Source organism: Streptomyces sp. MAI_2237 (assembly GCF_054189285.1).
Map to the genome: position 1 here is coordinate 2,864,641 of NZ_JAJPGQ010000003.1, position 25,373 is coordinate 2,890,013.

A 25,373-nucleotide genomic window follows, 5' to 3' on the forward strand; every position below is an offset into this window, starting at 1 on the left:
TCCCCCGCCTAACGTGAACAGGCTTGCGAATCAGCCGAGTTCGAGGAAGGCGGGGGCACAGGTGGAGATCAAGAAGGTGGTCGTCCGCGAAGAGGAGAAGACCAACCGGCAGCCGCGCGTCCTGGAGAAACGGCCGACGCGCTGAACGGGTTGCGCGTCCACCTGGTGACGATGCCCTGGCATCCGATCGACCTGCCGTCCCTGCAGGTGGGCCTGTTGCACACGCTGGTCTCGCGCACCCGTCCGGGCGACGAGGTGCGCGAGTTCCACGGCTCGCTGCGCTGGGCGGAGTTCCTGCTGAAGCACTCCGGCGGCCGGCTCAGACCCGGCGACTACGTCCGCGTCGGCAGCGACTCGATCTTCCACGGCCTGGGCGACTGGGTGTTCTCCGGCGTGCTGTACGACGACCCGGACTGGGGGTCCGCGACGCTGCGCGACTACGCCGGGCGGCGCGGGGTCGCGATCGACACCGCCGTCGAGATGCGCCGGTACGCGGGCGAGTTCGTCGCCGAGTGCGCGGCCGCCGTGCTCGCCGAGGAGCCGGACGTGGTCGGCTTCACGACCACCTTCATGCAGAACGTCTCCTCACTCGCCCTCGCCCGCGAACTCAAGGCGCGGCGACCGGAGTTGACGGTGGTCTTCGGCGGCAGCAACTGCGAGGGCCCGATGGGGCACGCCCTGCACCGCAACCACCCCTTCGTCGACCACGTGGTGCGCGGCGAGGGCGAGCACGCCTTCCCGGCACTCCTGCGCCACCTCGACGCGGGCACCCCGCCCTCCGACGTCCCCGGCCTGTGCTGGTGGGACGGCGAGGTCTCGCGCGCCAACCCGGAGTCACGGCGCACGGTCGCGCCCGCCGACATCCCCTCACCCGACTACGACGACTGGCAGCGGGCCCTGGACGCCTCCCCGGTCGCCGAGTACGTGCACCCCAAACTGGTCGTCGAGGGGGCGCGCGGCTGCTGGTGGGGCGAGAAGCACCACTGCACCTTCTGCGGGCTCAACGGCTCGGCGATGGCCTTCCGCGCCAAGCCCGGCGAACGCCTCTGGTCCGAGGTCGACCGGCTGGTGCGCCGGCACCGCATCCTCGACGTCGTCACCGTGGACAACATCATCGACATGGCCTACTTCCGGGACTTCCTGCCCCGTGCGGCGGCCAGCGGCTGGGACCTGCGGATGCACTACGAGGTGAAGTCCAACCTCACTCCGGACCAGCTCGCCCTGCTCGCCGACTCCGGCACCGTCCACATCCAGCCCGGCATCGAGAGCCTGGGCAGCCGCGTCCTGGACCTCATGGACAAGGGCGTCACCGGCGCCCGCAACGTCCGCACGCTGCGCGAGTGCGAGAACCACTCCCTGACCTGCTCCTGGAACCTCCTCTACGGCTTCCCCGGCGAGAGCGCCGACGACTACACCGCGGTCGTCGACCAGCTCCCCGCCCTCGTCCACCTCCAGCCCCCGGGCGGCGCCCACCGCATCCAGCTCGAACGCTTCAGCCCGCACTTCAACGACCCCGCCCTCGGCTTCGGCGAGCGCCGCCCGGCCGAGATGTACCGCCACGTCTACGACCTCCCCGAGGACGAACTCGCCGACCTGGTCTACCTCTTCGACACCGAGGACGCAGGTATTTCCGGGGACGTCGAGGCGCGGCTGAAGGCAGGTGTGGAGCGCTGGCTGCTCGGGCACGCCACGTCCCGGCTGACCTTCGCAAAGGACGGCGACGACCTCCTCGTACACGACCGCCGGGAGGGCTGGCCGCGGCGCGGGCACCGGTTCGGCGGGTGGCAGGCGGACGCGCTGCGGCACCTGGAGGCCGGGCGGAACGAGACGGCCCTGCACCGCCTGCTGACCGGAGCCGGGCACGACTGCTCGCCCGGCGAACTCGCCCAGTGGCTGCAACACGCCGTCGAACTCGGCCTGTTGTTCCGGGACGGGCGGACCTACGTGTCCCTGCCCACCTGGGGCGAGCCGGTACGCGTGGACGCGCCTGGGCATGCATACGGCATGCTCTACCACCGGCGCGGACCCGATTTCGTCACCGTCATGGACCGCAGGGACAAGGAGGCGTCGGCCCGCTACACGCTCGACGACCCCGACCTGCTCGCCACCTTCGACCTGCTGCACAAGCCCATCCTCCTGACCGAATTGAGCGACCTGCAGCGGGAAGCGGTGGCGCTGCTGGCCGGGGAGGGGCTGGCCCGGGTGACCGACGGCCACGCCGTCGCCCTGCCGCCCCGCATCGGGCGCTGGCCCGTCCCCTGCACCGGGATCTGAACGGGTGACCCTCCCGTCGGACGACCGCCCCCTCAGGCGGCACCGCCCCTTCGTGCTGCTCTGCGCCGAACAGACCGCCGGGTCCGTCGGCCGCCAGGTCACCGCACTCGCGCTGACCCTGCTCGCCGTCACGGAGCTGCACGCCGGGCCGTTCGCCGCGTCCGTGATCCTGGCCCTGACGTACCTGCCCGGCGCGGTGCTGAGCCCGTTCGCCGGGCTGCTCGTCGACCGCGTGTGCCTGCGCCGCCTGCTGGTCGCGGCGACCGCCCTGCAAGCCCTGGTCGTCGGCTCGGTCCCGCTCGCCCGCGCCGCCGGGCACGTCACCTGGCCGCAGGTCTACGCCGTCGCCGCCGTCTCCGGCACCCTGACCTTCACCCTCTCCGTGGGCCTGCAGGCCGCCCTGCCCCGCGTCGTCGGCCCCCGGCGCCTGCTCGCCGCCAACTCCGTGCTCACCGGCGCCCGCACGGCCGGCCAGATCGGCGGTCCCGCGTTCGGCGGCGTCCTCGTCGGCCTCGCCGGCACCGGTCCCGCGCTGGCCGTGGGCGGCGCCGCGTACGCCGTGGAGGCGCTGCTGCTGCTCGCCCTCCCGGCAGCCCTGAACACCCCGGCCGGACACCGCGACGCCGCCCGCTCCGGACCGGCCTCCGCCCTGCGGGCGGGACTCGACATCGTGCGCACCGACCGCCGGCTGTACCGGATGGTGCTGGCGGGCGCCGGCCTCAACCTCGGCGCCGGCGCGGTCGCCGCGCTGTACGTCCTCTACGCGACCGACGAACTGCGTCTCGCGCCCTGGCAGTTGGGGACGACCTATGCCGCGTTCAGCGCGGCCACCGTGCTCGGCGTCGTGGTCGCCGGACGGTTCGGCGAGGGTCTGCGAGTGTGGCGCGCTACGCGGATCTGCGGGCTGCTGGCCGGCGCCGCGATCTTCCTGGTCCCGGCGGCGGCCCTGGGCGGCGCGTTCCCGCTGCTGCTCGCCTACCAGCTCGGATACGGTCTGGCCGCCACCGTGTGGTCCGTCTCCATGACCACCCTGCAGCAACTGGCGGCGCCGTCCGGTCTGCAGGGCCGCGTCGCCGGTCTCACCCAGGCGGTGCTCCTGGTGACCGTGCCCGTCGGCGCGCTGGGCGGCGGCATGCTCGCGGCCGCGCTCGGCGATGTGACGGTGCTGACGGCGTCGGCGGCCGTCGCGCTGGTGTCGGCCGCCACCCTCTGGGCGCCGGTGCGCGCGGAGCGGGCGGCGGGGGAGGAGGCGCGGCTAGCCGACCAGACGCAGTGACGTGTCCGCCACCCCGACCCGTACCGACTGCCCCCAGGTCAGCTCCAGCGCGTCCGTCTCCATCCCGTCACCGAAGGCGACGAGCCGCTCCGACTCGACGGTGACCTTCAGGCGGGCGGTGGCGGCGAGTTCCCCGGCCACCAGGGACGTGCCCGTGGCGGGAGAGGGCCACGCCTCCCGGACGAACCACAGCAGGCGGTGCTCGGTGGGGCGCGGCAGCTGCACCGCGGCGCCCCGCTCCTGCCACACCGAGCGGATCCAGCCCGTCGCGCCGGTCCCGGTGCCCACCAGCACCCCGGAGGAGGCCTGGGCCTCGACGACACCCCCGTCGTCCTCGAGGCCCAGGCGGTATCTGGCCGTCTGGTGTCCGGCGGCGCCCAGGTAGATCTCGTTCAGCGCGACCAGCCGCTGCGTGTCGTCGGCGACGGCCTCGACCATCGTCAGCTCCTCCACGCTCGTCCCGACCGCCGTCAGCAGCTTCGCCGCGTCCCGCGGCCGGTGCCGGACCAGCACGCCCGGGTTGCGGCCGGGATCCGCGTCGATGCCCAGCACCGGCTGCCCGGCGAGGTACTTGGCGACGTTCGCCACCAGCCCGTCCTGGCCCACGACCACCACCACGTCCTCCGGCCCGAACAGGAAGCGGTCCAGGTCGGCGCGCTCCACCCGTGCCTGCCGCCACGTCAGAGGGACGGCCGCGGTCACCTCGGCGAGCGCCCGCCGTACCCGCCGGTGCCGCTCGGCGACCTCCTCGATGTCCCGCCCCCGGGAGGAGAGGAAGAACGCGGCCTGCCCATGGGTGCCGTGGTGGGCCAGCAACTCCTCGTACTCGGTGGTGCGGTGGACCAGGACGGCACGGGGCGCGAGGCTCACGCCGTCTCCCCGCCGCTGCCGCCGAGCCGTGCCAGCAGGCCCGTCAGCACGTCCGGCGAGACGGTCACGCTGTCGATGCGCGGCAGGTTCTCCGCCAGCCGCGTCCCGGTGAGGGCGTGCAGCGTCGCCACGTCGACCTCGCCGTGCACCCGCAGCCAGGCGGCCTGGGCCTGGGCCCGCGCCTCGCCGACCTCGCGCGCCGCCTCGGCCTCCGCCCGCGCGAGCCGTACCGTCTTCGCGGCCTCGGCCTGGGCGAGCCGCTCGGTGCGCTGTGCCTCGGCGTCCATCAGCCGCACCGACCGCGTCGCCTCCGCCTCCGCGAGCCGCACCGTGCGGGCCGCCTCGGACTCGGCCCGGACCGCGTCGGCCGCCGCGTGCTCCTCCGCCTCGCGCCGCGCGTTCGTGCCCCGCTGCTCCACCAACTGCTCCTCGCGGCGCGCGAGTTCGATCTGGCTGGCCAGTTCGTTCTCGGCGATGGCGCGCTCCCGCTCGACGGCCACGGCCCGGCGCTCGTACGTCGCCCGGTCGGCCTCCTGCTGGATCTGCTCACGGGCCGGGGTGCGCAGCGCCCGTTCGACCTCCGGCTCCGGGCGCAGGGCGACCACGCGCACCGCGACCACCTCGATCCCGGTCGCCGGCAGCCGGGGTTCGGCCGCCAGGCCCGCCGCGACCCGTTCCCGTACCGCCGTCACCCCGTCGACCAGCGCCGACGACAGGGACGTACGAGCGAGGACGTCCAGCGCGTGCTGCTGCGCCGTCTCCGTCAGCAGGGTGCCGAGCTGCTCCAGCGGCGCGCCCCGCCAGACCCCGGTGTCCGGGTCGACCGAGAAGTCGAGGCGGGCCGCGGCGAGGGCCGGGTTGCCGATCCGGTACGTCACCGTCGCCTGCACCGCCACGTCCTGGAAGTCGGACGTACGGGCGTGGAAGGTCATCGCCAACTCCCGGTCGTCCACCGGGACTTCGGACAGCGCCGCGGTCAGCGCGCGGAACCAGAAGCTGAGCCCCGGCCCGTCGTGCAGCAGCTTTCCGTCCCGGTGGTGCCGGATGTGCGCGGTCGGCGCGCCTCGGAGATGGCGCCAGCCCAGGCGCCGGGTGATGTCGGCCATCGGACCCCCTCGTTCTCGTCTTGCCGACGATAAACGGAAGCGGTCGTTATCGTCAAGGGGACGAGAATTGGGAACGGAAGAAACCCACGAGCCGCGGGTCAAGTGGCCCCCCGGTGGTCAGGATGGAGGCATGGGATTCCACGTCGACTCCGAGGCCGGGCGGCTGCGCCGCGTCATCCTGCACCGGCCCGATCTCGAGCTCAAAAGGCTCACCCCCAGCAACAAGGACGCACTGCTCTTCGACGACGTGCTGTGGGTGCGCCGGGCGCGCGCCGAGCACGACGGGTTCGCCGACGTGCTGCGCGACCGCGGGGTCACCGTCCACCTCTTCGGCGACCTGCTCACCGAGGCCCTGGCGATCCCGGCGGCCCGCACCCTCGTCCTGGACCGCGTCTTCGACGAGAAGGAGTACGGCGTCCTCGCCACCGACCACCTCAGAGCCGCCTTCGAGACCATGCACCCGGCCGAGCTGGCGGAGGCCCTCGTCGGCGGCATGACCAAACGCGAGTTCCTGGACGTGCACCCGGAGCCGACCTCGGTCCGCTTCCACGTCATGGACCTCGACGACTTCCTCCTCGCCCCGCTGCCCAACCACCTCTTCACCCGCGACACCTCCGCCTGGATCTACGACGGTGTCTCCGTCAACGCCATGCGCTGGCCGGCCCGGCAGCGCGAGACCGTCCACTTCGAGGCGATCTACCGGCACCACCCCCTCTTCCGCGACGAGACGTTCCATGTCTGGTCGGAGGGGCAGGTCGACTACCCGTCCACCATCGAGGGCGGGGACGTCCTGGTCATCGGCAACGGCGCCGTCCTCATCGGCATGAGCGAGCGGACCACACCGCAGGCCGTCGAGATGCTCGCGCACAAGCTCTTCGCGGCCGGCTCGGCCCGGACCATCGTCGCCCTCGACATGCCGAAGCGGCGCGCCTTCATGCACCTGGACACCGTGATGACGATGGTCGACGGCGACACCTTCACCCAGTACGCGGGCCTCGGCATGCTCCGCTCGTACACCATCGAGCCGGGCGTCGGCGAGGAGCTGAAGGTCACCGACCACCCGCCGGAGCACATGCACCGGGCCATCGCCGCCGCCCTCGGCCTGAGCGAGATCCGCGTCCTGACCGCCACCCAGGACGTGCACGCCGCCGAGCGCGAGCAGTGGGACGACGGCTGCAACGTCCTCGCCGTCGAACCGGGCGTCGTCGTCGCGTACGAGCGCAACGCCACCACCAACACCCACCTGCGCAAGCAGGGCATCGAGGTCATCGAGATCCCCGGCAGCGAGCTGGGCAGAGGGAGGGGCGGGCCGCGCTGCATGAGCTGCCCGGTCGAACGCGAGGCCGTATAGGCGTACACCTATGTGCATAGTAATGCTGACGGTCGTATAGACTTCCACGGTCAGTTGTTCCCGCATCTCAGGAGCGCCCCATGGCGACCGTCCCGACCGCCCTCGCCGGGCGCCACTTCCTCAAGGAGCTCGACTTCACCGCGGAGGAGTTCCTCGGCCTGGTCGGGCTGGCAGCGGAGCTGAAGGCCGCAAAGAAGGCCGGGACGGAGACGCGGTACCTCACCGGCCGGAACATCGCGCTGATCTTCGAGAAGACCTCGACGCGCACACGCTGCGCGTTCGAGGTCGCCGCCGCCGACCAGGGCGCCTCCACCACCTATCTCGACCCGTCCGGCTCGCAGATCGGGCACAAGGAGTCGGTGAGGGACACCGCGCGCGTGCTCGGCCGGATGTACGACGGGATCGAGTACCGGGGTGACAGCCAGCAGAAGGTCGAGGAGCTGGCCGCCCACGCGGGCGTGCCCGTCTACAACGGCCTCACCGACGACTGGCACCCCACCCAGATGCTCGCCGACGTGCTCACCATGACCGAGCACACCGCCAAGCCGGTCGACCGGATCGCCTTCGCCTACCTCGGCGACGCCCGCTTCAACATGGGCAACTCCTATCTGATCACCGGCGCCCTGCTCGGCATGGACGTCCGGATCGTGGCCCCGAAGCACTACTGGCCGGTGCAGGAGGTCATCGACCGGGCGCACGAACTCGCCGGGGCGAGCGGCGCGCGGATCACGCTGACCGAGTCCCTGGCCGACGGCGTCCGGGGTGCCGACTTCGTCGCCACCGACGTCTGGGTCTCCATGGGTGAGCCCAAGGAGGTCTGGGGCGAGCGGATCGCCGCGCTCGCCCCGTACGCCGTGACCATGGACGTCCTGCGCGCCACCGGCAACCCCGACGTCAAGTTCCTGCACTGCCTGCCGGCCTTCCACGACCTGGGCACGAAGGTGGGGCAGGAGATCTACGACAGTCACGGCCTTCAGTCGCTGGAGGTCACCGACGAGGTCTTCGAGTCGGCCCACTCGGTCGTCTTCGACGAGGCCGAGAACCGGCTGCACACCATCAAGGCGATCCTGGTCGCGACGCTGGCCTGACCCGCCGGGCCGCCCCGGGACGGCCCTCCTGTGCGCTGCGCCCGGCCGTCACATCGCCCGGCGCTGCGGGGGCACCGAGGGCAGCCGGAACCACACCGCCTTGCCGGAACCCGACGCCCGGTGCCCGCAGGAGGAGCTGAGCGCGCGGATCAGCAGCAGCCCGCGCCCGTGCTCCTGCCACGGGTCGGGCGCTCCCCGGTGCGGCGTCGTCAGATCGCCCGGCGGCGCCGGGTCGGGATCGTGGACCTCCACCCGGCAGCCCGACGGCAGCAGCTCCACGACCAGCTCTATCGGCGCGTCCCCCGTGGTGTGCTCCACGGCGTTCGCGACCAGCTCCGCGGTCAGCAGCTCCGCGGTTTCGCTGTCCGCCCCGTGCTCCAGCTCGGCCAGCGCCGTACGCACGAGCGCGCGGGCCACCGGCACGGCCGCGGCGGAGTGCGGCAGCGCGACGCGCCAGGAGGCGGAGGAGGCGGGGCGTTCTTGCACGATGGGTCCGTTCATCAGCAGGCAGTCCTGCTTTCAACCGTATGAATCCTACGGGCCCGTCCACAGAGGCGTTGGGCGGGCGCCGTACGGGACCTTCGGCCCCGTTGCCGGGCGGCTTACCCGTAACAACGGCTTGCCTCGCGCGGCAGCTCCCGTCGTTGCCTCTTCGTCGACGAGCCGTGACGGATGTGACGGCACCGGGTCACAAGCGAGCCCGCTTATCGCGCCCTCATGACGACAGTCACGGATAGGTGATAGCTTCGAAGGGCAGAGCTCAGTACGGCAGCGCCCCGTCCCCCAGGAGGCCGCACGTCATGAGTCCCTTCACCGGCTCGGCCGCCCGCACCTCCCGCTGGGAGCACCTGCGCGTCGATGTCGCCGACACGGTCGCCACCGTCACCCTCGCCCGCCCCGACAAGCTCAACGCGCTCACCTTCGGCGCCTACGCCGACCTGCGCGACCTGCTCGCCGAGCTGTCCCGGGAGCGGTCCGTGCGGGCCCTGGTGCTGGCCGGCGAGGGCCGCGGTTTCTGTTCCGGCGGTGACGTCGACGAGATCATCGGCGCGACCCTCGCCATGGACACCGCCCAGCTCCTCGACTTCAACCGCATGACCGGCCAGACCGTCCGGGCGATCCGGGAGTGCCCGTTCCCGGTGATCGCGGCGGTGCACGGGGTGGCGGCGGGCGCCGGCGCGGTCCTGGCCCTGGCGGCCGACTTCCGGATCGCCGACCCCAGCGCGCGGTTCGCTTTCCTGTTCACCCGGGTGGGCCTGTCGGGCGGCGACATGGGCGCGGCCTACCTGCTGCCGAGGGTCGTCGGGCTCGGTCACGCGACCCGGCTGCTGATGCTGGGCGAACCGGTGCGCGCACCGGAGGCCGAGCGCATCGGGCTGATCAGCGAGCTGACCGAGGAAGGCCGGGCCGACGAGGCCGCGCAGGCCCTCGCCCGCCGCCTGGCCGACGGCCCGGCCCTGGCGTACGCCCAGACGAAGGCGCTGCTGACCGCCGAACTGGACATGCCGCTCGCCGCCTCGGTCGAACTCGACGCCTCCACCCAGGCCCTCCTCATGAACGGCGAGGACTACGCCGAGTTCCACGCGGCCTTCACGGAGAAGCGCCCGCCGAAATGGCGAGGGAGGTAGGGATGATTTCGTCCAAGGGGACTGTGCCGACCTCAGGGGCGCGGGGCCCTGCCGAATCTGCGGCTACCGCCGCGCGGGCGCGAGAAACCACGACGTCCCCGCAGCCGCCGACGAAGCCCGACCACCCCCTCCGCGTAGCGGTCATCGGCGGCGGCCCCGGCGGCCTCTACGCGGCAGCCCTCCTCAAACGCCTCGACCCGCGGCGCGAGGTCACCGTCTGGGAGCGCAACGCCCCCGACGACACCTTCGGCTTCGGCGTGGTCCTCTCCGACGAGACCCTCGGCGGCATCGAACACGCCGACCCGGTCGTCTACGAGGCCCTCCAGCGGGACTTCGTGCGCTGGGACGACATCGACATCGTGCACCGGGGCGTACGGCACACCTCCGGCGGCCACGGCTTCGCCGCGCTGGGCAGGAAACGCCTGCTGGAGATCCTGCACGAGCGCTGCCGCGACCTGGGCGTGGACCTCCGCTTCCGTACCGAGGCCCCGGCCGGCCTGGCCGAGACCCACGACCTCGTCATCGCCGCCGACGGCGTCAACAGCACCACCCGTGAGGCCCACGCCCCTGTGTTCGGACCCCATGTGGTCAGCCACCACTGCCGCTACATCTGGCTCGCCGCGGACTTCGCCTTCGACGCCTTCCGCTTCGACATCGCCGAGACCGGACACGGCGTGATGCAGCTCCACGGCTACCCGTACGCGGCCGACGCGTCCACCGTGATCGTCGAGATGCACGAGGACGTCTGGCGGGCGGCCGGCTTCGCCGACCTCGACACCGACGAGTCCGTCGAGGCCTGTGCCAAGATCTTCGCCGACACCCTCAAGGGCAGGCCCCTGCGGAGCAACAAGTCGGCCTGGACCACGTTCCGCACCGTCACCAACGCGCACTGGTCTGACGGCAACGTCGTCCTCCTGGGCGACGCCGCCCACACCGCCCACTTCTCCATCGGCTCCGGCACCAAGCTCGCCGTCGAGGACGCCCTCGCCCTCGCCGCCTGCCTGGAGGAACAACCGTCGCTTGAGCGGGCGCTGGCGGCCTACGAGGAGGAGCGCAAGCCGGTCGTCGCCTCCACCCAGCGCGCCGCCCGGGCCAGCCTGGAGTGGTTCGAGAACCTCGGCCTCTACGTCGACCAGCCGCCCCGCCAGTTCGCCTTCAACCTCCTCACCCGCAGCCGCCGCGTCACCCACGACAACCTGCGGCTGCGCGACGCCGGCTTCACCACCTCCGTGGAGGAGGAGTTCGGCTGCCCGCCCGGCACACCCCCGATGTTCACGCCGTTCCGCCTGCGCGGCCTGACCCTGCGCAACCGGGTCGTCGTCTCCCCGATGGACATGTACTCGGCGGTCGACGGCGTCCCCGGCGACTTCCACCTCGTGCACCTCGGCGCGCGCGCCCTCGGCGGCGCCGGGCTGGTGATGACCGAGATGGTCTGCGTCAGCGCGGAGGGCCGGATCACCCCCGGCTGCACCGGCCTCTACACCGGCGAACAGGCCGACTCCTGGCGGCGGATCACCGACTTCGTGCACGCCCAGGCGCCCGGCACGGCGATCGGCGTGCAGCTGGGCCACTCCGGCCGCAAGGGCTCCACGCGGCTGATGTGGGAGGGCATGGACGAGCCGCTGCCCGAGGGCAACTGGCCGCTCGTGGCCGCCTCCCCACTGCCGTACAAACCCGCAGGCCAGGTCCCGAGCGAGCTGACGCCCGCGCAACTCGCCGATCTCCGGGAGCAGTTCACCTCCGCCGCCCGGCGGGCCGCCCGCGCCGGATTCGACCTGCTCGAACTGCACTGCGCCCACGGCTATCTGCTCTCCGGCTTCCTCTCCCCGCTGGCCAACCGCCGTACCGACGCCTACGGCGGCTGCCTGGAGAACCGGCTCCGCTTCCCGCTGGAGGTCTTCGACGCCGTCCGGGAGGTGTGGCCGGAGGACAAGCCCATGACGGTCCGCATCTCGGCCACCGACTGGGCCGAGGGCGGCAACACCGCCGAGGACGCCGTGGAGATCGCCCGCGCCTTCGCCGCGCACGGCGCCGACGCGATCGACGTGTCGACCGGGCAGGTCGTGGCCGACGAACGCCCGGAGTTCGGGCGGTCGTACCAGACGCCGTTCGCCGACCGCATCCGGCACCGGATCGGCGTCCCGGTGATCGCGGTCGGCGCGATCTCCTCCTGGGACGACGTCAACTCCCTGATCCTGGCCGGCCGCACCGACCTGTGCGCCCTGGCCCGCCCGCACCTGTACGACCCGCACTGGACACTGCACGCCGCCGCCGAGCAGGGGTACGACGGTCCGGGCGCCGTCTGGCCGGCGCCCTACCGGGCGGGCAGCCGCCGTCCGCAGACCGGACGGACGGACGCCCCCAAACCCCGCCTCAGCCTGGGTGGTTGAGGTCCACCATGCCGGCGGTCAGTGTCGCGCCGTCCGCCGGATCGATCAGCAGGAACGCGCCGGTGCGCCGGGAGACCGCGTAGTCGTCCAGCGCCAGGGGCTCGGCGGTGCGCAGCCTGATCCGGCCCAGGTCGTTGACCGACAGCTCGGCGGCCCCGGCCAGGTCCTCGACGACGGCCCTGACGGTACGGGTCGTGTGCCGCACCAGCACGCGGTCGCCGACCCGCAGCGGCCGGTCGGCGAGATGGCACACGGCCGCCCGGAGGTCCCGGGTGAGCACCGGGACGTCCGTTCCCGTCGTGATCATGTCGCCGCGTGCGACGTCCCGTTGGCCGGTGAGCCGCACGCTCACGGACTGCGGCGCGTACGCCGCCTCGGCCGCCGTGCCCAGCACGTCGATCCCGGCGATCTCCGAGGTCCCGCCGGACGGGTGCACGGTGACCCGGTCGCCGACACGCAGCGAACCCGACACCAACTGCCCGGCGTAGTGACGCTGTTCACCGTGCCGGATCACGTACTGCACCGGGAAGCGGGCCGGTGCGCCGGCCGCCTCGGCACCCACCGGCACGTGCTCCAGGAACTCCAGCAGGGCTGCCCCCTCGTACCAGCCCATGTGCGCCGAACGGTCCACGACGTTGTCGCCGGCCAGCGCCGAGACGGGAATCGGGGTGAAGCCGGGCAGTCCCGCCTCCGCCGCGTGCCCCGCGAAGTCCTCGACGATCCGCTCGAACCCGTCCTGCCCGTACCCGACGAGGTCCATCTTGTTGACCGCGAGAACGACGTGCGGGACCCGCAGCAGCCCGGCCACGGCGGCGTGGCGGCGGGTCTGCTCGACCACCCCGTGGCGCGCGTCGACCAGGATGATCGCCAGCTCGGCCGTGGAGGCGCCGGTGACCATGTTGCGCGTGTACTGCACATGGCCCGGGGTGTCGGCGAGGATGAACCGCCTGCGCGGGGTGGCGAAATAGCGGTAGGCGACGTCGATGGTGATGCCCTGCTCCCGCTCGGCCCGCAGACCGTCGGTGAGCAGCGCAAGGTCGGGCGCGTCCTGGCCCCGGCTCAGTGAGGCGTGCTCGACGGCCTCCAGTTGGTCGGCCAGCACCGACTTGGAGTCGTGCAGCAGCCGTCCCACCAGGGTGGACTTGCCGTCGTCGACGGAGCCGGCGGTGGCGAACCGCAGCGTGTCGATGGTCGTACCGGTCATGGCTAGAAGTACCCCTCGCGCTTGCGGTCTTCCATCGCGGCCTCGGACATCTTGTCGTCGGCACGCGTCGCGCCGCGCTCGGTCAGCCGGGAGGCGGCGATCTCGGCGATCACCTTGGCGATGGTGTCGGCGTCGGAGTCGACCGCGCCGGTGCAGGACATGTCGCCGACCGTGCGGTAGCGCACCCGCCGCTTCTCGACGCTCTCGCCGTCCCTGGGCCCGCCCCACTCGCCCGCCGTCAGCCACATCCCGGCCCGCCGGAAGACCTCGCGTTCGTGGGCGTAGTAGATCTGCGGGAGGTCGATGGCTTCGCGGGCGATGTACTGCCACACGTCCAGCTCGGTCCAGTTGGACAGCGGGAAGACGCGGACGTGTTCGCCGGGGGAGTGGCGGCCGTTGTACAGGTTCCACAGCTCGGGGCGCTGGCGGCGCGGGTCCCACTGGGAGAACTCGTCCCGCAGCGAGAACACCCGTTCCTTGGCGCGGGCCTTCTCCTCGTCGCGCCGCCCGCCGCCGAAGACGGCGTCGAACCGTTCGGCCTGGATCTTCTCGGTCAGCGGCAGGGTCTGCAGCGGGTTGCGGGTGCCGTCGGGACGTTCGCGCAGCACACCGCGGTCGATGTAGTCCTGCACGGAGGCCACATGGAGTCGCAGCCCATGTGCGGCGACTACACGGTCGCGGTAGTCGAGGACCTCGGGGAAGTTGTGCCCGGTGTCCACGTGCAGCAGCGACAACGGCACCGCGGCCGGGGCGAAGGCCTTCAGCGCCAGGTGGAGCATGACGATGGAGTCCTTGCCGCCGGAGAACAGGATCACCGGCCGCTCGAACTCACCCGCCACCTCACGGAAGATGTGCACCGCCTCCGATTCCAGGGCGTCCAGATGGGACAGCGCGCCGCTCACACCAGCCCCCGCTCCGCCAGCACCGCGTAAACCGCGTCCGCCGACTCCTCGGGCGTCTGGGCCTGCGTCGCCAGCACCAGGTCCGGGTCGGCCGGCGGCTCGTACGGGTCGTCGACGCCGGTGAGCCCCGTCAGCCGGCCCGCGGCCTGCCGGGCGTACAGCCCCTTCACGTCCCGCTCGCCGCACACCTCGACCGGCGTGGCGACATGCACCTCGACGTACGGCGTCGCGCTGGCCGCGTGCCGCTTGCGGACGGCCTCCCGGCTGTCGGCGTACGGGGCGATCACCGGGACCACGGACAGCACCCCGTTGCGGGCCAGGACCTCCGAGACCAGGCCGATGCGCTGCACGTTCGTGTTGCGGTCCGCTCTGGAGAAGCCGAGGCCCGCCGAGAGGAAGCGGCGTATCTCGTCGCCGTCGAGGATCTCCACGCGATGACCCTCGGCCGCCAGGCGTGCCCCGAGGTGGCGGGCGATGGTCGTCTTGCCCGCGCTCGGCAGTCCGGTGAGCCAGACGGTGGCTCCCCGAGCCCTGGGTCCTGGCGTGGTGGTCATGCGCAACAGTCCTCTTCCTCGGCCCGGCGGTCGGCTCGCCGAACGCTAGGTAAGAAACTTGAGAAGAGGGACAGAGGAAGCTGAGGGTTCCGTGAGGGGCGGAAGGTATGGCTGAGGTCACAGCAGGCCGCGGGCGGCCAGTGCGGCCTCACACCCGCGCGAACACCGCCCCCGCGTCCCTGAGCCGCTCGTGCAGCTCCCGGAACACCGCGGCCGACCGCGCCCCCGGCCAGTCCCGAGGCAGCAGCCGGGCCGGGAGACCGGGGTCGACGTAGGGCAGATGGCGCCAGGAGTCGAGAACCAGGAGGTAGTCGCGGTAGGCGTCCTCGGGCGGGGTGTCCGCGCGCTGGCGCCACTCCTGGAGCACCGGCTCGTGGCGGTCCAGGAAGACCTCGTGCTCCTTGGCGATGGCGGCCAGGTCCCACCAGCGGGCGACCGCCTCGACGGTGGGGGCGAAGCCGAGGTGCTCGCCGCGGAAGAGGTCGACGTACGGGTCGAGGTGCAGCCGGCGCAGGGTGTGCTCGGTCTCCTCGTACAGCCGCGCGGGCGCGATCCACACGCCGGGCGCCGCCGTCCCGAAGCCGAGCGCGGCCAGCCGGGAGCGCAGCACGTGCCGCTTCTGCCGCTCCGACTCCGGCACGGAGAACACCGCGAGCACCCAGCCCTCGCCCTCGGGCGCGGCGGTGGCGTACACACGCCGGTCGCCGTCGTCGAGCAACTGGCGTGCGTCCGGCGACAGTTCGTACCCGGCCGCGCCCTGCGCCGTGCGTGCGGGCAGCAGCAGACCGCGGCGTTTGAGGCGGGACACCGACGACCGTACGGAGGGTGCGTCCACGCCGACCGCGGCCAGCAGCCGGATCAGCTCGGCGACGGGCACGGGGCCCGGCACGAAGCGGCCGTAGGCGCCGTAGAGCGTGACGATGAGAGACCGTGGTGCATGCTGGTCGGACACGTTGATCATCTTAGGTCGTCGGCATCACTGCTGGTCACCTTCGGTGCGCAGTTTGAACCGCTGGAGCTTTCCGGTCGCGGTGCGTGGCAGGGCGTCCGCGAAGTGGATCTCGCGCGGGCATTTGTAGGGCGCCAGTTCGGACTTGACGAAGGCGCGCAGCGCCTCGGCGTCCCGGGCGGCGCCCTCCTTGAGGACGACGTGGGCGACGGCGACCTGCCCGCGGGCCTCGTCGGGGCGCCCGACGACCGCGGCCTCCACCACGTCCGGGTGGCGCAGCAGGGCGTCCTCGACCTCCGGCCCGGCGATGTTGTACCCGGCCGAGATGATCATGTCGTCGGCGCGGGCGACGTAACGGAGGTAGCCGTCGCCGTCGCGGACGTAGGTGTCGCCCGTGATGTTCCAGCCGCCGCGCACGTACGCCCGCTGCCGTGGATCGGCGAGGTAGCGGCAGCCGACCGGACCGCGCACGGCGAGCAGACCCGGCTCCCCGTCGGGCACGGGATGTCCGGCCTCGTCCTGGACGCGTGCCTGCCATCCCGGCACGGGCACGCCGGTCGTCCCGGGCCGGATGTCCTCGTCGGCGGCGGAGACGAAGATGTGCAACAGCTCGGTCGCGCCGATGCCGTTGATGATGCGCAGCCCCGTGCGCTCCCGCCACGCCCGCCAGGTGGCGGCGGGCAGGTTCTCGCCGGCGGACACGCAGCGGCGCAGGGAGGAGACGTCGTGGGCGTCGATCTCCGCGAGCATCGCGCGGTAGGCGGTCGGCGCGGTGAACAGCACCGAGACGCGGTGCGCGGCGACGGCCTCCAGCAGCTGCCGCGGATGGGCCTGTTCCAGCAGCAGGGCGCTGGCACCGGCGCGCAGCGGGAAGACCACCAGCCCGCCGAGCCCGAAGGTGAAGCCGAGGGGCGGACTGCCGGCGAAGACGTCGTCCCCGGTAGGGCGCAGCACGTGCCGGGAGAAGGTGTCCGCTATCGCCAGGACGTCCCGGTGGAAGTGCATGCACCCCTTCGGGCGGCCGGTCGTGCCCGAGGTGAACGCGATCAGCGCCACGTCGTCGGCGGCCGTGGCGACGGCCGGGTACGGGGTGTCGGGCGCCGGACGGCGCAGGAGGTCGTCCGGGGTGTCGCCGCCGTACGTGGTGATCCTCAGGCCGGGTATCTCGGCCTTGACCAGGTCGTCGACGGAGCGGACGTCGCACAGGGCGTGCCTGACCTGTGCCATGTCGCAGATCACCGCGAGCTCGTGCGGCCGCTGCTGCGCCAGCACCGTGACCGCCACCCCGCCCGCCTTCAGCACCGCCAGCCAGCAGGCGGCCAGCCACGGCGTGGTCGGGCCGCGCAGCAGGACGCGGTTGCCGGGGACCACCCCGAGGTCGTCGGTGAGCAGGTGCGCGATCCGGTCGACGCGGGCGCGCAGGTCGCCGTACGTCCAGGACGGGCCGGCGGGGGTGTGGAACGCCGGGCGGCCCGGATCGGGGCCCGTCAGCAGTTCGGCGGCGCAGTTCAGCCGATCGGGGTACCGCAGCTCCGGCAGGTCGAAGCGGAGCTCGGGCCATTCCTCGCGGGGCGGAAGGTTGTCGCGCGCGAAGGTGTCGACGTGGGCGGAGTCGGTCATGGAGGTGCGCCCCCTTATGCCGGGTTCGGCGTCCTGGCGGGCTCGTGAATGGAGCGTATCGTGTTGGTGACGACAGTCAATGGAGCGCGATACGGTCGAGGTGGAAACGGCAGAGAGGGGACCGGCGATGCCCGCATTCTCGCTCGAACCGGCACAGATCGCCTGGTGCGCGGAGCTGCGCACGGCCGCCGAGCGGCTGCGCCCGCTGGCCGAGAAGGGCGAACCGGGGCACGTCAACCGCCCGCTCGTCGCCGAACTCGGCAGACTCGGGCTCCTGGACCGGCTGTTCACCTCGGGCGCGCTCGACCTGTGCCTGATGCGCGAGTCCCTCGCCCACACCTGCACCGAGGCCGAGACGGCGCTCGCGCTCCAGGGCCTGGGCGCCCACCCCGTGCACGCGTACGGCACCCCGGCCCAGCGCGAGCGCTGGCTGCCCCGGGTGTCCGACGGCACGGCGGTGGCGGCGTTCGCGCTGAGCGAGCCGGGGGCCGGCTCGGACGCGGCGGCCCTGACACTGACCGCACAGCCCGACGGGAGCGGCGGCTGGCGTCTCGTCGGCGAGAAGTGCTGGATCTCCAACGCCCCCGAGGCCGACTTCTACACCGTCTTCGCCCGCACCACCCCCGGCGCCGGGTCACGCGGCGTGACCGCCTTCCTGGTGCCCGCCGACCGCCCCGGCCTCACCGGCACCGCCCTCGACATGCTCTCCCCGCACCCCATCGGCGCCCTCGACTTCGACGCGGTGCCGGTCACCGCGGACGACGTGATCGGCGAGGCGGACGGGGGGTTCCGGGTCGCGATGGGCACCCTCAACCTCTTCCGGCCCAGCGTCGGCGCCTTCGCCGTCGGCATGGCCCAGGCGGCGCTGGACGCGACCCTCGCCCACACCTCCCGCCGGGACGCCTTCGGAGGCAAGCTGCGCGACCTGCAGACGGTCGCCCACCGGGTCGCCGAGATGGCCCTGCGCACGGACGCGGCCCGGCTCATGGTGTACGCGGCGGCGTCCGCGTACGACGAAGGGGCCCCGGACGTCCCCCGGCGCGCGGCGATGGCGAAGCTGCTCGCCACCGAGACCGCGCAGTACGTCGTCGACGCCGCGGTCCAGTTGCACGGCGCCCGCGCCCTGCGCCGCGGCCACCTGCTCGAACACCTCTACCGCGAGGTCCGCGCGCCACGCATCTACGAGGGCGCCAGCGAGGTCCAGCGGGACATCATCGCCAAGGAGCTGTACCGGAACCGGGAGGCGCGGTGACCGCGGAACGCATCAACCCCAGTGAGCTGTCCCCGCCGGCCGGCTTCTCCCACGCGGTCGTCGCCACCGGCAGCAGGGTCGTCTTCCTGGCCGGCCAGACCGCCCTGGACACCGACGGCAAGGTGGTCGGCGACACCCTCCCCGAACAGTTCGAACGGGCCCTGGGCAACCTGCTCGCGGCTCTCGCGGCCGCCGGCGGCACCCCGTCCGACCTGGCCCGCGTCACCGTCTACGCCACGGACGTCGCCGCCTACCGCGAGCACGCCGGCCGGCTCGGCCGCGTGTGGCGGGACCTGGCGGGCCGGGACTACCCCGCGATGGCGGTCGTCGAGGTCGTACGGCTGTGGGACGAGAAGGCGCTGGTGGAACTCGACGGCTTCGCCGTACTGCCGTAGGCCACGGCCGGGTTCAGGCGGCGGTCAGGCGGCCACGGCCAGGCGCTCGGCCGGTACGCGGTGCGGGTCGACGACGCGGCCGTCGGCCGTCAGCTCGCCCGAGTCGTCGAAGACGATCGCGCCGTCGCACCGCAGGCTCCAGCCCTGCTCGGGGTGGGCCGCCACGATGTGCGCGGCGCGGCTGTCGGAGGAAGGGCACGAAGGCTGGTGGGAACACATGGCGCACCTCCACATCGGCCGGGACCGCTGCGTACGGACCCGTTGCACAGACCATCCCGCGGACGCGAACCCACCGGAACGCCCCGGCGGGAAGCGTGACAACACCCGGACAACTCCCGGACGGTTCCACGACCCTCGACGCGGACTCGCCGCCGAAGGGGTGACGGTCACCGCCCCGGAAGGCCCCGGCCGGTACCTAGTGGAAGCCCCACCTTCAGGAGGTCTCCATGTTCGTCCGCCCCGCCCTGGGCCTCGCGGCCGGTGCCGCGCTGCTCCTGCTCACCGCCCCCACCACGCCGGCCGCCGCGGACCCGTACGAGACGGTGACCGTCGACCCCACCGGCACCGTCGCCGCAGACGGCACCGTGACGCTCTCCGGCACCTACCGCTGCCTCGGCAACACCGGCCCGGCCTTCGTCAGCTCCTCCGTCAGCCAGGCGAAGCCGGACGTCCGCCAGGGCATCGGCGGCACCAGCGCGGTGTGCGACGGCCAGGACCACCGCTGGCAGAACTCGGGCAAGCCCACGGAAGCCCTCGACGCCGGCACCGCGAGCGTCGAGGCCACGGTCATGGAGCTGCGCCCCTTGAGCGGCTTGCCCCTGCCGCGCTTCCACGCGGTCCAGCGGCAGGACGTCACCTTGACCCGCGACTGAGAGCGGCCGGCCGGTACCTCGGGGGCACCGGGCGAACCGCCCCCGCTTACCATTGCGCTGTACACGCAGCAGCCCGGACGGTTACCTGGTCGGACCCGTGGAGATGCCCGTGGCCTCGCACCGTCGCTCTCCGAACCACCGTTTACGACTGCTCGTCACCGAGGCCCGGCTGACGCACGAGGCACTCGCCCGGCACGTCAACCGGCTGGCTGCCCTGCGCGGGCAGCCGACCCGGTACGACCGGACCTCGGTCGCGCACTGGCTGGCCGGCACCCGGCCCCGCTCGTTCACCGTGGAACTGCTCTGCCACGCGCTGAGCGAGCGGCTGGGCCGGCCGGTCACGCCCTTCGACGCGGGTTTCCAGACCACTCCGGTACGTGGTTTCGACACCGCCCCGGACGCCGTCGCCCGCCTCGGCGACCTGGCCGGCGCCGAGGCGGACCCGCGTCTGCGGGCCGCGGCCCGCGCGGTCCCCTTCCGGCCCGGCGCGCCCCTGCCCGGCGGCCCCGCCGACCGCGCCGCCGCCGACGGCCCGCACGAACCGGCGGACCTCGCCCTGGAGATCAGGTCCATGCGGGACACCGCCGCCTTCTGCGCCTTCCACCTCGACGCCTTCGGCGGCGGCTACACCCGCACGGTGCTGGCCGGCTACCTCTCCGACGTCGTCACCCCGTGGCTGCGCCGACGGGGAGAGGAACCGGGCCACCGTGCGCTGTTCGCCGGCGCGGCCCAACTCGCCCACCTCCTCGCCCAGTCCGCCGCCGACATGGGCGCCGAGGGCCAGGCCCAGCAGGCCCACGAAATCTCCCTGGCGCTGGCCGCCCACGCCGGCGACAGGCGGCTGTACGCCATCGGGCTGCGGGCGCTGAGCGGGCAGGCGCTGCGCCTGGGCGCCCCGGCCTCGGCCCTGCGGCTGGCGGAGACCGCCGCGGAGACGGTGCCGAGCACGGCCTCGCCCGGCACCCACGCCTACGTGCTGACCCAGTGCGCGCTCGGCCAGGCGATGAGTGGGCTGCCGCGCACGGCGGTACGCACCCTGCTGCGGGCCGAGCGGTGGCTGGAGCGGGCCGACAGCGTCGCGGGCCCGTTCACGCACTACGCCCACGCCGACTTCGCCTACCAGCAGGCCCAAGTGCTGCGCGCGCTGGGCGAGTCCGCCCCGGCGCTGCGCGCCTACGAGCTCTCCCTGCGCGAACGCGAGGCACACCGCAACCGGACGCGGGTGCTCACCCTGGCCGGCACCGCCGAACTGCTCCTCGCGCAGGGTCGGCTGGAGGAGGCCTGCGCGCTGTGGCACCGCTGCCTCGACGAGGCTCCCCGGGTTCATTCCCAGCAGGTCACCCAGCGTCTCGCCGGGATCCGGCAGGAGCTTCGCCCCTACCGGCGCAGTCCCGCGGTGGCGGAGTTGTGGGCGAGGGTGATATCCGGGGCCGAACGGAGTACCGGTGCGGACGGCGGCCGCTCCGGGCGGCCACAGTGGTCCCATGACCGACCCTCTGACGACGGCCGACGTACTGGCAGCCCTGCGTGACGAAGAAGCCGCCGCCGCGACCGAGCTTCATCCGGCTCCCACGGCCGCCGCCCCGGCCGACCTGCACGCGCCTGCCGCGGCCGCTGTCCCGGCCGACGTTCACGCGCCTGCCGCGGCCGCCGCCCCGGCCGCCCTTCACGTGCCTGCCCCGGCCGGTGCCTGGGCCGACCTTCACGCGGCTTCCGCGGCCGCCGCCCCGCCTGACCTTCACGTGGCTCCCGCGGCCGCCGCCCCCGCCGTCCTTCCGGCCCTTGCCGCGGTCGGGGCGTCGGCCGTCCTTCAGGTGCTTCCCGTGGCCGGGGCGTCGGCCGTCCTTCACGCTCCTCCCGCGGCCGCGGTCACGCGCGTACGTCCAGCAGCACCCGTACGGCCACCGGCCGCCGGTCCCCGATCGCGCCCCGCCACACGATGTCGGTGAGCTCGCCGACCAGCCGCATGCCGGGGAACCGGGCGAACAGCGCGGGCAGCGCGGCAGCGGCGACGCGGCGGGCGAGCGGGGCGCCGACGGCGGACGGGGCCGTCAGCCGCGGCCCGAGCAGCTCCTCCAGGACCGGCACGAGGTCCACGGCCGGCACACGGCCGAGGGTCTGCGGGTGCCGCAGCAGCAGGGCGGCGCCGTAGGCGAGACGGATCGCGGTGGTGCCCGACGCGCCGATCAGCAGCTCGCCCGCCTGCTCCCGCAGTTCGCGCCCGGAGATCGCGCCGCCGTGCCGGGCGCGGACGAGGGCGCCGATCACGTCGTCGGCGGGCAGCTCGGCCTTGGTCCGCAGCGCCTCCTCGACCAGCAGACCGAACTCCCGTTGCGCGGCCCGCATACCGGGAGTCCGCGCGTCTTCATGGCCGAACAGCCGCCCGGCGAGCTCCATCATGTGCGGCGCGTGGGCGGGCGGCAGTCCGAAGACGTGCGCGCCGACGGTCGCGGTCAGCGGCAGCGCGAAGTCGCCCATGAGATCGGCGCGTTCGCGCCCGCCCAGTATCTCCAGCCCCTCCCTCACGCACCGGTCGACCGCCTCCGCCCAGACGTCGAGACCGGCCGGTGCGAAGTACGGTGCCGTCAAATGCCGAAGAACCGCTTGTCGTTGACCATCCCGGTCCAGCACCTGCGTCATGCAGGCAATGGTCGGTGCTCCGGGACGCTCCGGCGCACGCCCCGCCCGGCCGAGTGTGTTGCACGTGTTGAACGCCCCCTGACGACACTCTCCTGATGAGTGCGCGCCGCCCCGAGCCGAGGGGCGGCGCGCAATCGGTCATTCAGCCGGCCGGTGAGGCCGGCGCGCCGGTCGCTCAGCGGCGGAAGTCGCCGTGCCGCCCGTCGCGGTCGTGGCGGTCGCCGTCGCGGTCGTGACGCCCGTCCCACCCGTCGCGGTCCTGGCGGCGGTCCCCGTCGCGCCGCCCGCCGTCGCGGTCGTGACGGCCCCAGGAGGTCTCGTCGACCAGCCGGCCGCGCTCGTCGCGCAGCGTCGCCGTGTCGAAGTTCCTGTCCCACACGAAGCCGCGGCGGTCCTGGTAGACGTCGCTCCTGGAGTCCCGGCCCACACCGGTGTGGACACGGACGGTCGAGCGGCCCTGCAGCAGGACGTGGTGGAAGGTGTAGGTGTGACCGTCCCGGTCGGACAGCGTCCAGTGGTCCAGGTTCACCGCCCGGCGGGAGTCGTTGGTGACGTCCGCCCACTCCTGGTTCAGCGACCGGTTGGACCGGCCGTCACGCCACGGGGAGGCGTGATGCACGGCGCTGATGAACACCGAACCGTGGTACGCGCCGCCGGGGTGGGCGTCGGCGGCAGCGGCGGGCAGCGCGGCGCCACCGACGACTGCGGCGGCGACGGCCGCAGCGGCGGTCAGACGACGGACGGAAGCAGAAACGGACACGGGTGTCCCCCTTCGCAAGGGTGTGTGCACACCCCGGCACGGTGATGAAACCGCAGGCCGGCGAGGTGCGTTGTGCGGGTGGCGACCGGTCGGCCGCACATCCACACCCTGCACCGAACCCCCACGTCCGATGAGGGACATACATGGGTTTATTACAGATCCGACAGACATCCATAACTGTCGGATGTATCGACCACTTACCAGCCGAATGCGTCATGTTGACGGCGTATCGGGCGCAAGATGCCTGAAAACACGGGAATACGGCATCTGTCCGCCAGGCTTCGCCACCCCACCGGCGAGGACGCCGTCATCCGAAAGTGAGTAACAGCCCGACGCGAAGGGGCGCCCCCGATCGGCGGCGCCCCATGGTCCGTCGGATGTCCCGGTGGCCCGTCAGATGTCCCGGAAGATCTCGATCTGCGCCCCGATGGTGTTCAGGCGCTCGGCGAGGTCCTCGTAGCCGCGGTTGATGACGTAGACGTTGCGCAGGACGGACGTGCCCTCGGCCGCCATCATCGCCAGCAGGACGACCACGGCGGGCCGCAGGGCCGGCGGGCACATCATCTCGGCGGCCCGCCAGCGCGTCGGGCCCTCGACCAGTACCCGGTGCGGGTCGAGCAACTGCAGCCGGCCGCCGAGGCGGTTGAGGTCCGTCAGGTAGATCGCCCGGTTGTCGTAGACCCAGTCGTGGATCAGGGTCTTGCCCTGGGCGACGGCCGCGATCGCCGCGAAGAACGGGACGTTGTCGATGTTCAGGCCCGGGAAGGGCATGGGGTGGATCTTGTCGATCGGGGCTTCGAGCTTGGAGGGCCGGACGGTCAGGTCCACCAGGCGGGTACGGCCGTTGTCGGCGAAGTACTCCGGCGTGCGGTCGTGGTCGAGGCCCATCTCCTCCAGGACCGCGAGCTCGATCTCCAGGAACTCGATCGGCACCCGGCGCACCGTCAGCTCCGACTCCGTGACGACGGCCGCGGCCAGCAGGCTCATCGCCTCGACCGGGTCCTCGGAGGGGGAGTAGTCGACGTCGACGTCGATGTCGGGCACCCCGTGCACGGTGAGGGTCGTCGTGCCGATGCCCTCGACCCGGACGCCGAGCGTCTCCAGGAAGAAACACAGGTCCTGGACCATGTAGTTGGAGGACGCGTTGCGGATGACCGTGACGCCGTCGTGCCGGGCGGCGGCCAGCAGCGCGTTCTCGGTGACGGTGTCCCCGCGCTCGGTCAGCACGATCGGGCGGTCGGGCCGCACGCCCCGGTCCACCTGGGCGTGGTACTGGCCCTCGGTGGCGGCGACGTCCAGACCGAACCGGCGCAGCGCGATCATGTGCGGCTCGATGGTCCGGGTGCCGAGGTCGCAGCCGCCGGCGTAGGGCAGCTTGAAGCGGTCCATCCGGTGCAGCAGCGGACCGAGGAACATGATGATGGACCGCGTCCGCACCGCCGCGTCGGCGTCGATCGCCCCCATGTCCAGGTCGGCCGGCGGCACGATCTCCAGGTCGACCCCGCCGTTGACCCAGCGGGTCTTGACGCCGATGGAGTTGAGAACCTCGAGGAGCCGGTAGACCTCCTCGATCCGCGCGACGCGGCGCAGCACCGTGCGTCCCTTGTTGAGCAGGGACGCACAGAGCAGCGCCACGCACGCGTTCTTGCTCGTCTTGACGTCGATGGCCCCGGACAGCCGACGGCCGCCGACCACCCGCAGATGCATCGGGCCCGCGTAGCCCAGAGAGACGATTTCACTCTCCAGGGCTTCACCGATTCGGGCGATCATCTCAAGGCTGATGTTCTGGTTTCCGCGCTCGATGCGGTTGACCGCGCTCTGACTGGTGCCGAGCGCCTCCGCGAGTTGCGCCTGTGTCCAGCCTCGGTGTTGCCGGGCGTCACGGATGAGCTTGCCGATGCGTACGAGGTAGTCGTCTGACATGAGGTTGAGGCTATCTCAGATATGAGATGGGGCATCCCGGGGGGCCCGTTCGGGTGATGACCCGTCAACCCCGCCTCTCCGTACGGGTCCGCCGCCACCCGAAAGGTCCGGGCAAATCCATCGATGTCGTACGACGTCCGGTGCTGCTGTGCGTGTGCCGCGGCCCGTTCTTGCCGCCGGTGGTGATGGACCACGAGTGCCGGTTGATGTTCAGCCGCACTCCGGGGAGGATCCGGAAACTCTTGCGGAACGTGAGGGGCATCGCGCCTCCTTTCACTGGGTGCATGACATCTCCCGGCTACCCCGAGTCGGCGCGCTG

Annotated in this window: 24 protein-coding genes; 11 read left to right on the top strand and 13 right to left on the bottom strand. The window is 72.7% G+C overall.

The window, feature by feature from the left end; translation table 11 throughout:
• Positions 1 to 13 precede the first annotated feature (13 nt).
• From LN251_RS23590 to LN251_RS23600, 3 genes are read left to right on the top strand one after another with little or no spacing between them, the layout of a single operon-like run.
• Positions 14 to 145, top strand: a complete 132-nt coding sequence (locus tag LN251_RS23590) for a hypothetical protein (protein ID WP_458246118.1) — start codon at positions 14 to 16, stop codon at positions 143 to 145.
• A gap of 20 nt (positions 146 to 165) precedes the next feature.
• A complete protein-coding gene (locus LN251_RS23595; RefSeq protein ID WP_458246782.1) occupies positions 166 to 2,274 on the top strand; it encodes a RiPP maturation radical SAM C-methyltransferase in 2,109 nt (702 codons plus the stop codon).
• A 4-nt stretch (positions 2,275 to 2,278) separates the two neighbouring features.
• On the top strand, positions 2,279 to 3,550 hold the full coding sequence (locus LN251_RS23600; RefSeq protein WP_458246119.1) for an MFS transporter: 1,272 nt from the start codon (positions 2,279 to 2,281) through the stop codon (positions 3,548 to 3,550).
• Here LN251_RS23600 and LN251_RS23605 read toward each other — a convergent pair.
• Together LN251_RS23605 and LN251_RS23610 are read right to left on the bottom strand one after the other, a co-directional pair.
• Entirely contained in the window at positions 3,530 to 4,420 is an 891-nt protein-coding gene (locus LN251_RS23605; RefSeq protein WP_458246120.1) for a hypothetical protein, read from the bottom strand. The two genes, LN251_RS23600 and LN251_RS23605, sit on opposite strands and share 21 nt — an antisense overlap.
• Positions 4,417 to 5,526, bottom strand: a complete 1,110-nt coding sequence (locus tag LN251_RS23610; protein WP_458246121.1) for an SPFH domain-containing protein — start codon at positions 5,524 to 5,526, stop codon at positions 4,417 to 4,419. The genes LN251_RS23605 and LN251_RS23610 overlap by 4 nt, the downstream gene beginning before the upstream one ends.
• Positions 5,527 to 5,656: 130 nt before the next feature.
• Here LN251_RS23610 and LN251_RS23615 point away from each other — a divergent pair, with 130 nt between their 5' ends.
• Both LN251_RS23615 and argF read left to right on the top strand, forming a co-directional pair.
• Positions 5,657 to 6,877 (top strand): arginine deiminase, encoded by a 1,221-nt coding sequence (locus LN251_RS23615; protein WP_458246122.1) that lies wholly within the window; start codon positions 5,657 to 5,659, stop codon positions 6,875 to 6,877.
• Between the two features lie 80 nt (positions 6,878 to 6,957).
• On the top strand, positions 6,958 to 7,965 hold the full coding sequence (gene argF, locus LN251_RS23620) for an ornithine carbamoyltransferase (RefSeq protein ID WP_458246123.1): 1,008 nt from the start codon (positions 6,958 to 6,960) through the stop codon (positions 7,963 to 7,965).
• 48 nt (positions 7,966 to 8,013) lie between these two features.
• On the opposite strand, the gene LN251_RS23625 is transcribed toward argF, so the two are convergent.
• Positions 8,014 to 8,466, bottom strand: a complete 453-nt coding sequence (locus tag LN251_RS23625; protein ID WP_458246124.1) for an ATP-binding protein — start codon at positions 8,464 to 8,466, stop codon at positions 8,014 to 8,016.
• A gap of 299 nt (positions 8,467 to 8,765) precedes the next feature.
• On the opposite strand from LN251_RS23625, the gene LN251_RS23630 reads away from it, so the two are divergent.
• Together LN251_RS23630 and LN251_RS23635 are read left to right on the top strand one after the other, a co-directional pair.
• The gene (locus LN251_RS23630; RefSeq protein ID WP_458246125.1) at positions 8,766 to 9,593 is read left to right on the top strand and encodes an enoyl-CoA hydratase family protein; all 828 of its coding nucleotides are present in this window, start codon (positions 8,766 to 8,768) and stop codon (positions 9,591 to 9,593) included.
• 2 nt (positions 9,594 to 9,595) lie between these two features.
• On the top strand, positions 9,596 to 11,983 hold the full coding sequence (locus LN251_RS23635; protein WP_458246126.1) for a bifunctional salicylyl-CoA 5-hydroxylase/oxidoreductase: 2,388 nt from the start codon (positions 9,596 to 9,598) through the stop codon (positions 11,981 to 11,983).
• Here the strand turns inward: LN251_RS23635 and LN251_RS23640 are convergent.
• The 5 genes from LN251_RS23640 to LN251_RS23660 form a co-directional block, all read right to left on the bottom strand.
• The gene (locus tag LN251_RS23640; protein ID WP_458246127.1) at positions 11,967 to 13,187 is read right to left on the bottom strand and encodes a sulfate adenylyltransferase subunit 1; all 1,221 of its coding nucleotides are present in this window, start codon (positions 13,185 to 13,187) and stop codon (positions 11,967 to 11,969) included. The two genes, LN251_RS23635 and LN251_RS23640, sit on opposite strands and share 17 nt — an antisense overlap.
• A gap of 2 nt (positions 13,188 to 13,189) precedes the next feature.
• Complete coding sequence (gene cysD, locus LN251_RS23645; protein ID WP_458246128.1) at positions 13,190 to 14,089, bottom strand: sulfate adenylyltransferase subunit CysD; 900 nt, start codon at positions 14,087 to 14,089, stop codon at positions 13,190 to 13,192.
• Positions 14,086 to 14,643: an adenylyl-sulfate kinase gene (gene cysC, locus LN251_RS23650; protein ID WP_458246129.1), complete on the bottom strand. Its 558-nt coding sequence runs from the start codon at positions 14,641 to 14,643 to the stop codon at positions 14,086 to 14,088. The genes cysD and cysC overlap by 4 nt, the downstream gene beginning before the upstream one ends.
• 148 nt (positions 14,644 to 14,791) lie before the next feature.
• Positions 14,792 to 15,604, bottom strand: coding sequence for a PaaX family transcriptional regulator (locus LN251_RS23655; protein ID WP_458246130.1), 813 nt, complete (start codon positions 15,602 to 15,604; stop codon positions 14,792 to 14,794).
• A 15-nt stretch (positions 15,605 to 15,619) separates the two neighbouring features.
• Positions 15,620 to 17,212, bottom strand: a complete 1,593-nt coding sequence (locus tag LN251_RS23660; RefSeq protein ID WP_458246131.1) for an AMP-binding protein — start codon at positions 17,210 to 17,212, stop codon at positions 15,620 to 15,622.
• A 127-nt stretch (positions 17,213 to 17,339) separates the two neighbouring features.
• Between LN251_RS23660 and LN251_RS23665 the strand changes: the two genes are divergently transcribed.
• On the top strand, positions 17,340 to 18,464 hold the full coding sequence (locus LN251_RS23665; RefSeq protein WP_458246132.1) for an acyl-CoA dehydrogenase family protein: 1,125 nt from the start codon (positions 17,340 to 17,342) through the stop codon (positions 18,462 to 18,464).
• Entirely contained in the window at positions 18,461 to 18,859 is a 399-nt protein-coding gene (locus LN251_RS23670) for a RidA family protein (RefSeq protein WP_458246133.1), read from the top strand. Before LN251_RS23665 ends, LN251_RS23670 begins: the two co-directional genes overlap by 4 nt.
• Positions 18,860 to 18,883: 24 nt before the next feature.
• Here the strand turns inward: LN251_RS23670 and LN251_RS23675 are convergent, their stop codons facing one another.
• Positions 18,884 to 19,078, bottom strand: a complete 195-nt coding sequence (locus LN251_RS23675; RefSeq protein ID WP_058922454.1) for a DUF5999 family protein — start codon at positions 19,076 to 19,078, stop codon at positions 18,884 to 18,886.
• A 227-nt stretch (positions 19,079 to 19,305) separates the two neighbouring features.
• Here LN251_RS23675 and LN251_RS23680 point away from each other — a divergent pair, with 227 nt between their 5' ends.
• Both LN251_RS23680 and LN251_RS23685 read left to right on the top strand, forming a co-directional pair.
• Positions 19,306 to 19,731 (top strand): DUF6299 family protein, encoded by a 426-nt coding sequence (locus LN251_RS23680; RefSeq protein ID WP_458246134.1) that lies wholly within the window; start codon positions 19,306 to 19,308, stop codon positions 19,729 to 19,731.
• Between the two features lie 109 nt (positions 19,732 to 19,840).
• Positions 19,841 to 21,262 carry a hypothetical protein gene (locus LN251_RS23685; RefSeq protein ID WP_458246135.1) on the top strand — a complete coding sequence of 474 codons (1,422 nt, stop codon included), beginning with the start codon at positions 19,841 to 19,843 and terminating at the stop codon, positions 21,260 to 21,262.
• A 338-nt stretch (positions 21,263 to 21,600) separates the two neighbouring features.
• Here the strand turns inward: LN251_RS23685 and LN251_RS23690 are convergent, their stop codons facing one another.
• The 4 genes from LN251_RS23690 to LN251_RS23705 all read right to left on the bottom strand — a co-directional run bounded on the left by LN251_RS23690 (position 21,601) and on the right by LN251_RS23705 (position 25,316).
• Positions 21,601 to 22,371, bottom strand: a complete 771-nt coding sequence (locus LN251_RS23690) for a hypothetical protein (RefSeq protein ID WP_458246136.1) — start codon at positions 22,369 to 22,371, stop codon at positions 21,601 to 21,603.
• A 175-nt stretch (positions 22,372 to 22,546) separates the two neighbouring features.
• A complete protein-coding gene (locus LN251_RS23695) occupies positions 22,547 to 23,131 on the bottom strand; it encodes a lamin tail domain-containing protein (protein WP_458246137.1) in 585 nt (194 codons plus the stop codon).
• A gap of 393 nt (positions 23,132 to 23,524) precedes the next feature.
• On the bottom strand, positions 23,525 to 25,054 hold the full coding sequence (locus tag LN251_RS23700; RefSeq protein WP_458246138.1) for a helix-turn-helix domain-containing protein: 1,530 nt from the start codon (positions 25,052 to 25,054) through the stop codon (positions 23,525 to 23,527).
• A gap of 64 nt (positions 25,055 to 25,118) precedes the next feature.
• Positions 25,119 to 25,316 carry a DUF4236 domain-containing protein gene (locus LN251_RS23705; RefSeq protein WP_351476984.1) on the bottom strand — a complete coding sequence of 66 codons (198 nt, stop codon included), beginning with the start codon at positions 25,314 to 25,316 and terminating at the stop codon, positions 25,119 to 25,121.
• Positions 25,317 to 25,373 lie beyond the last annotated feature (57 nt).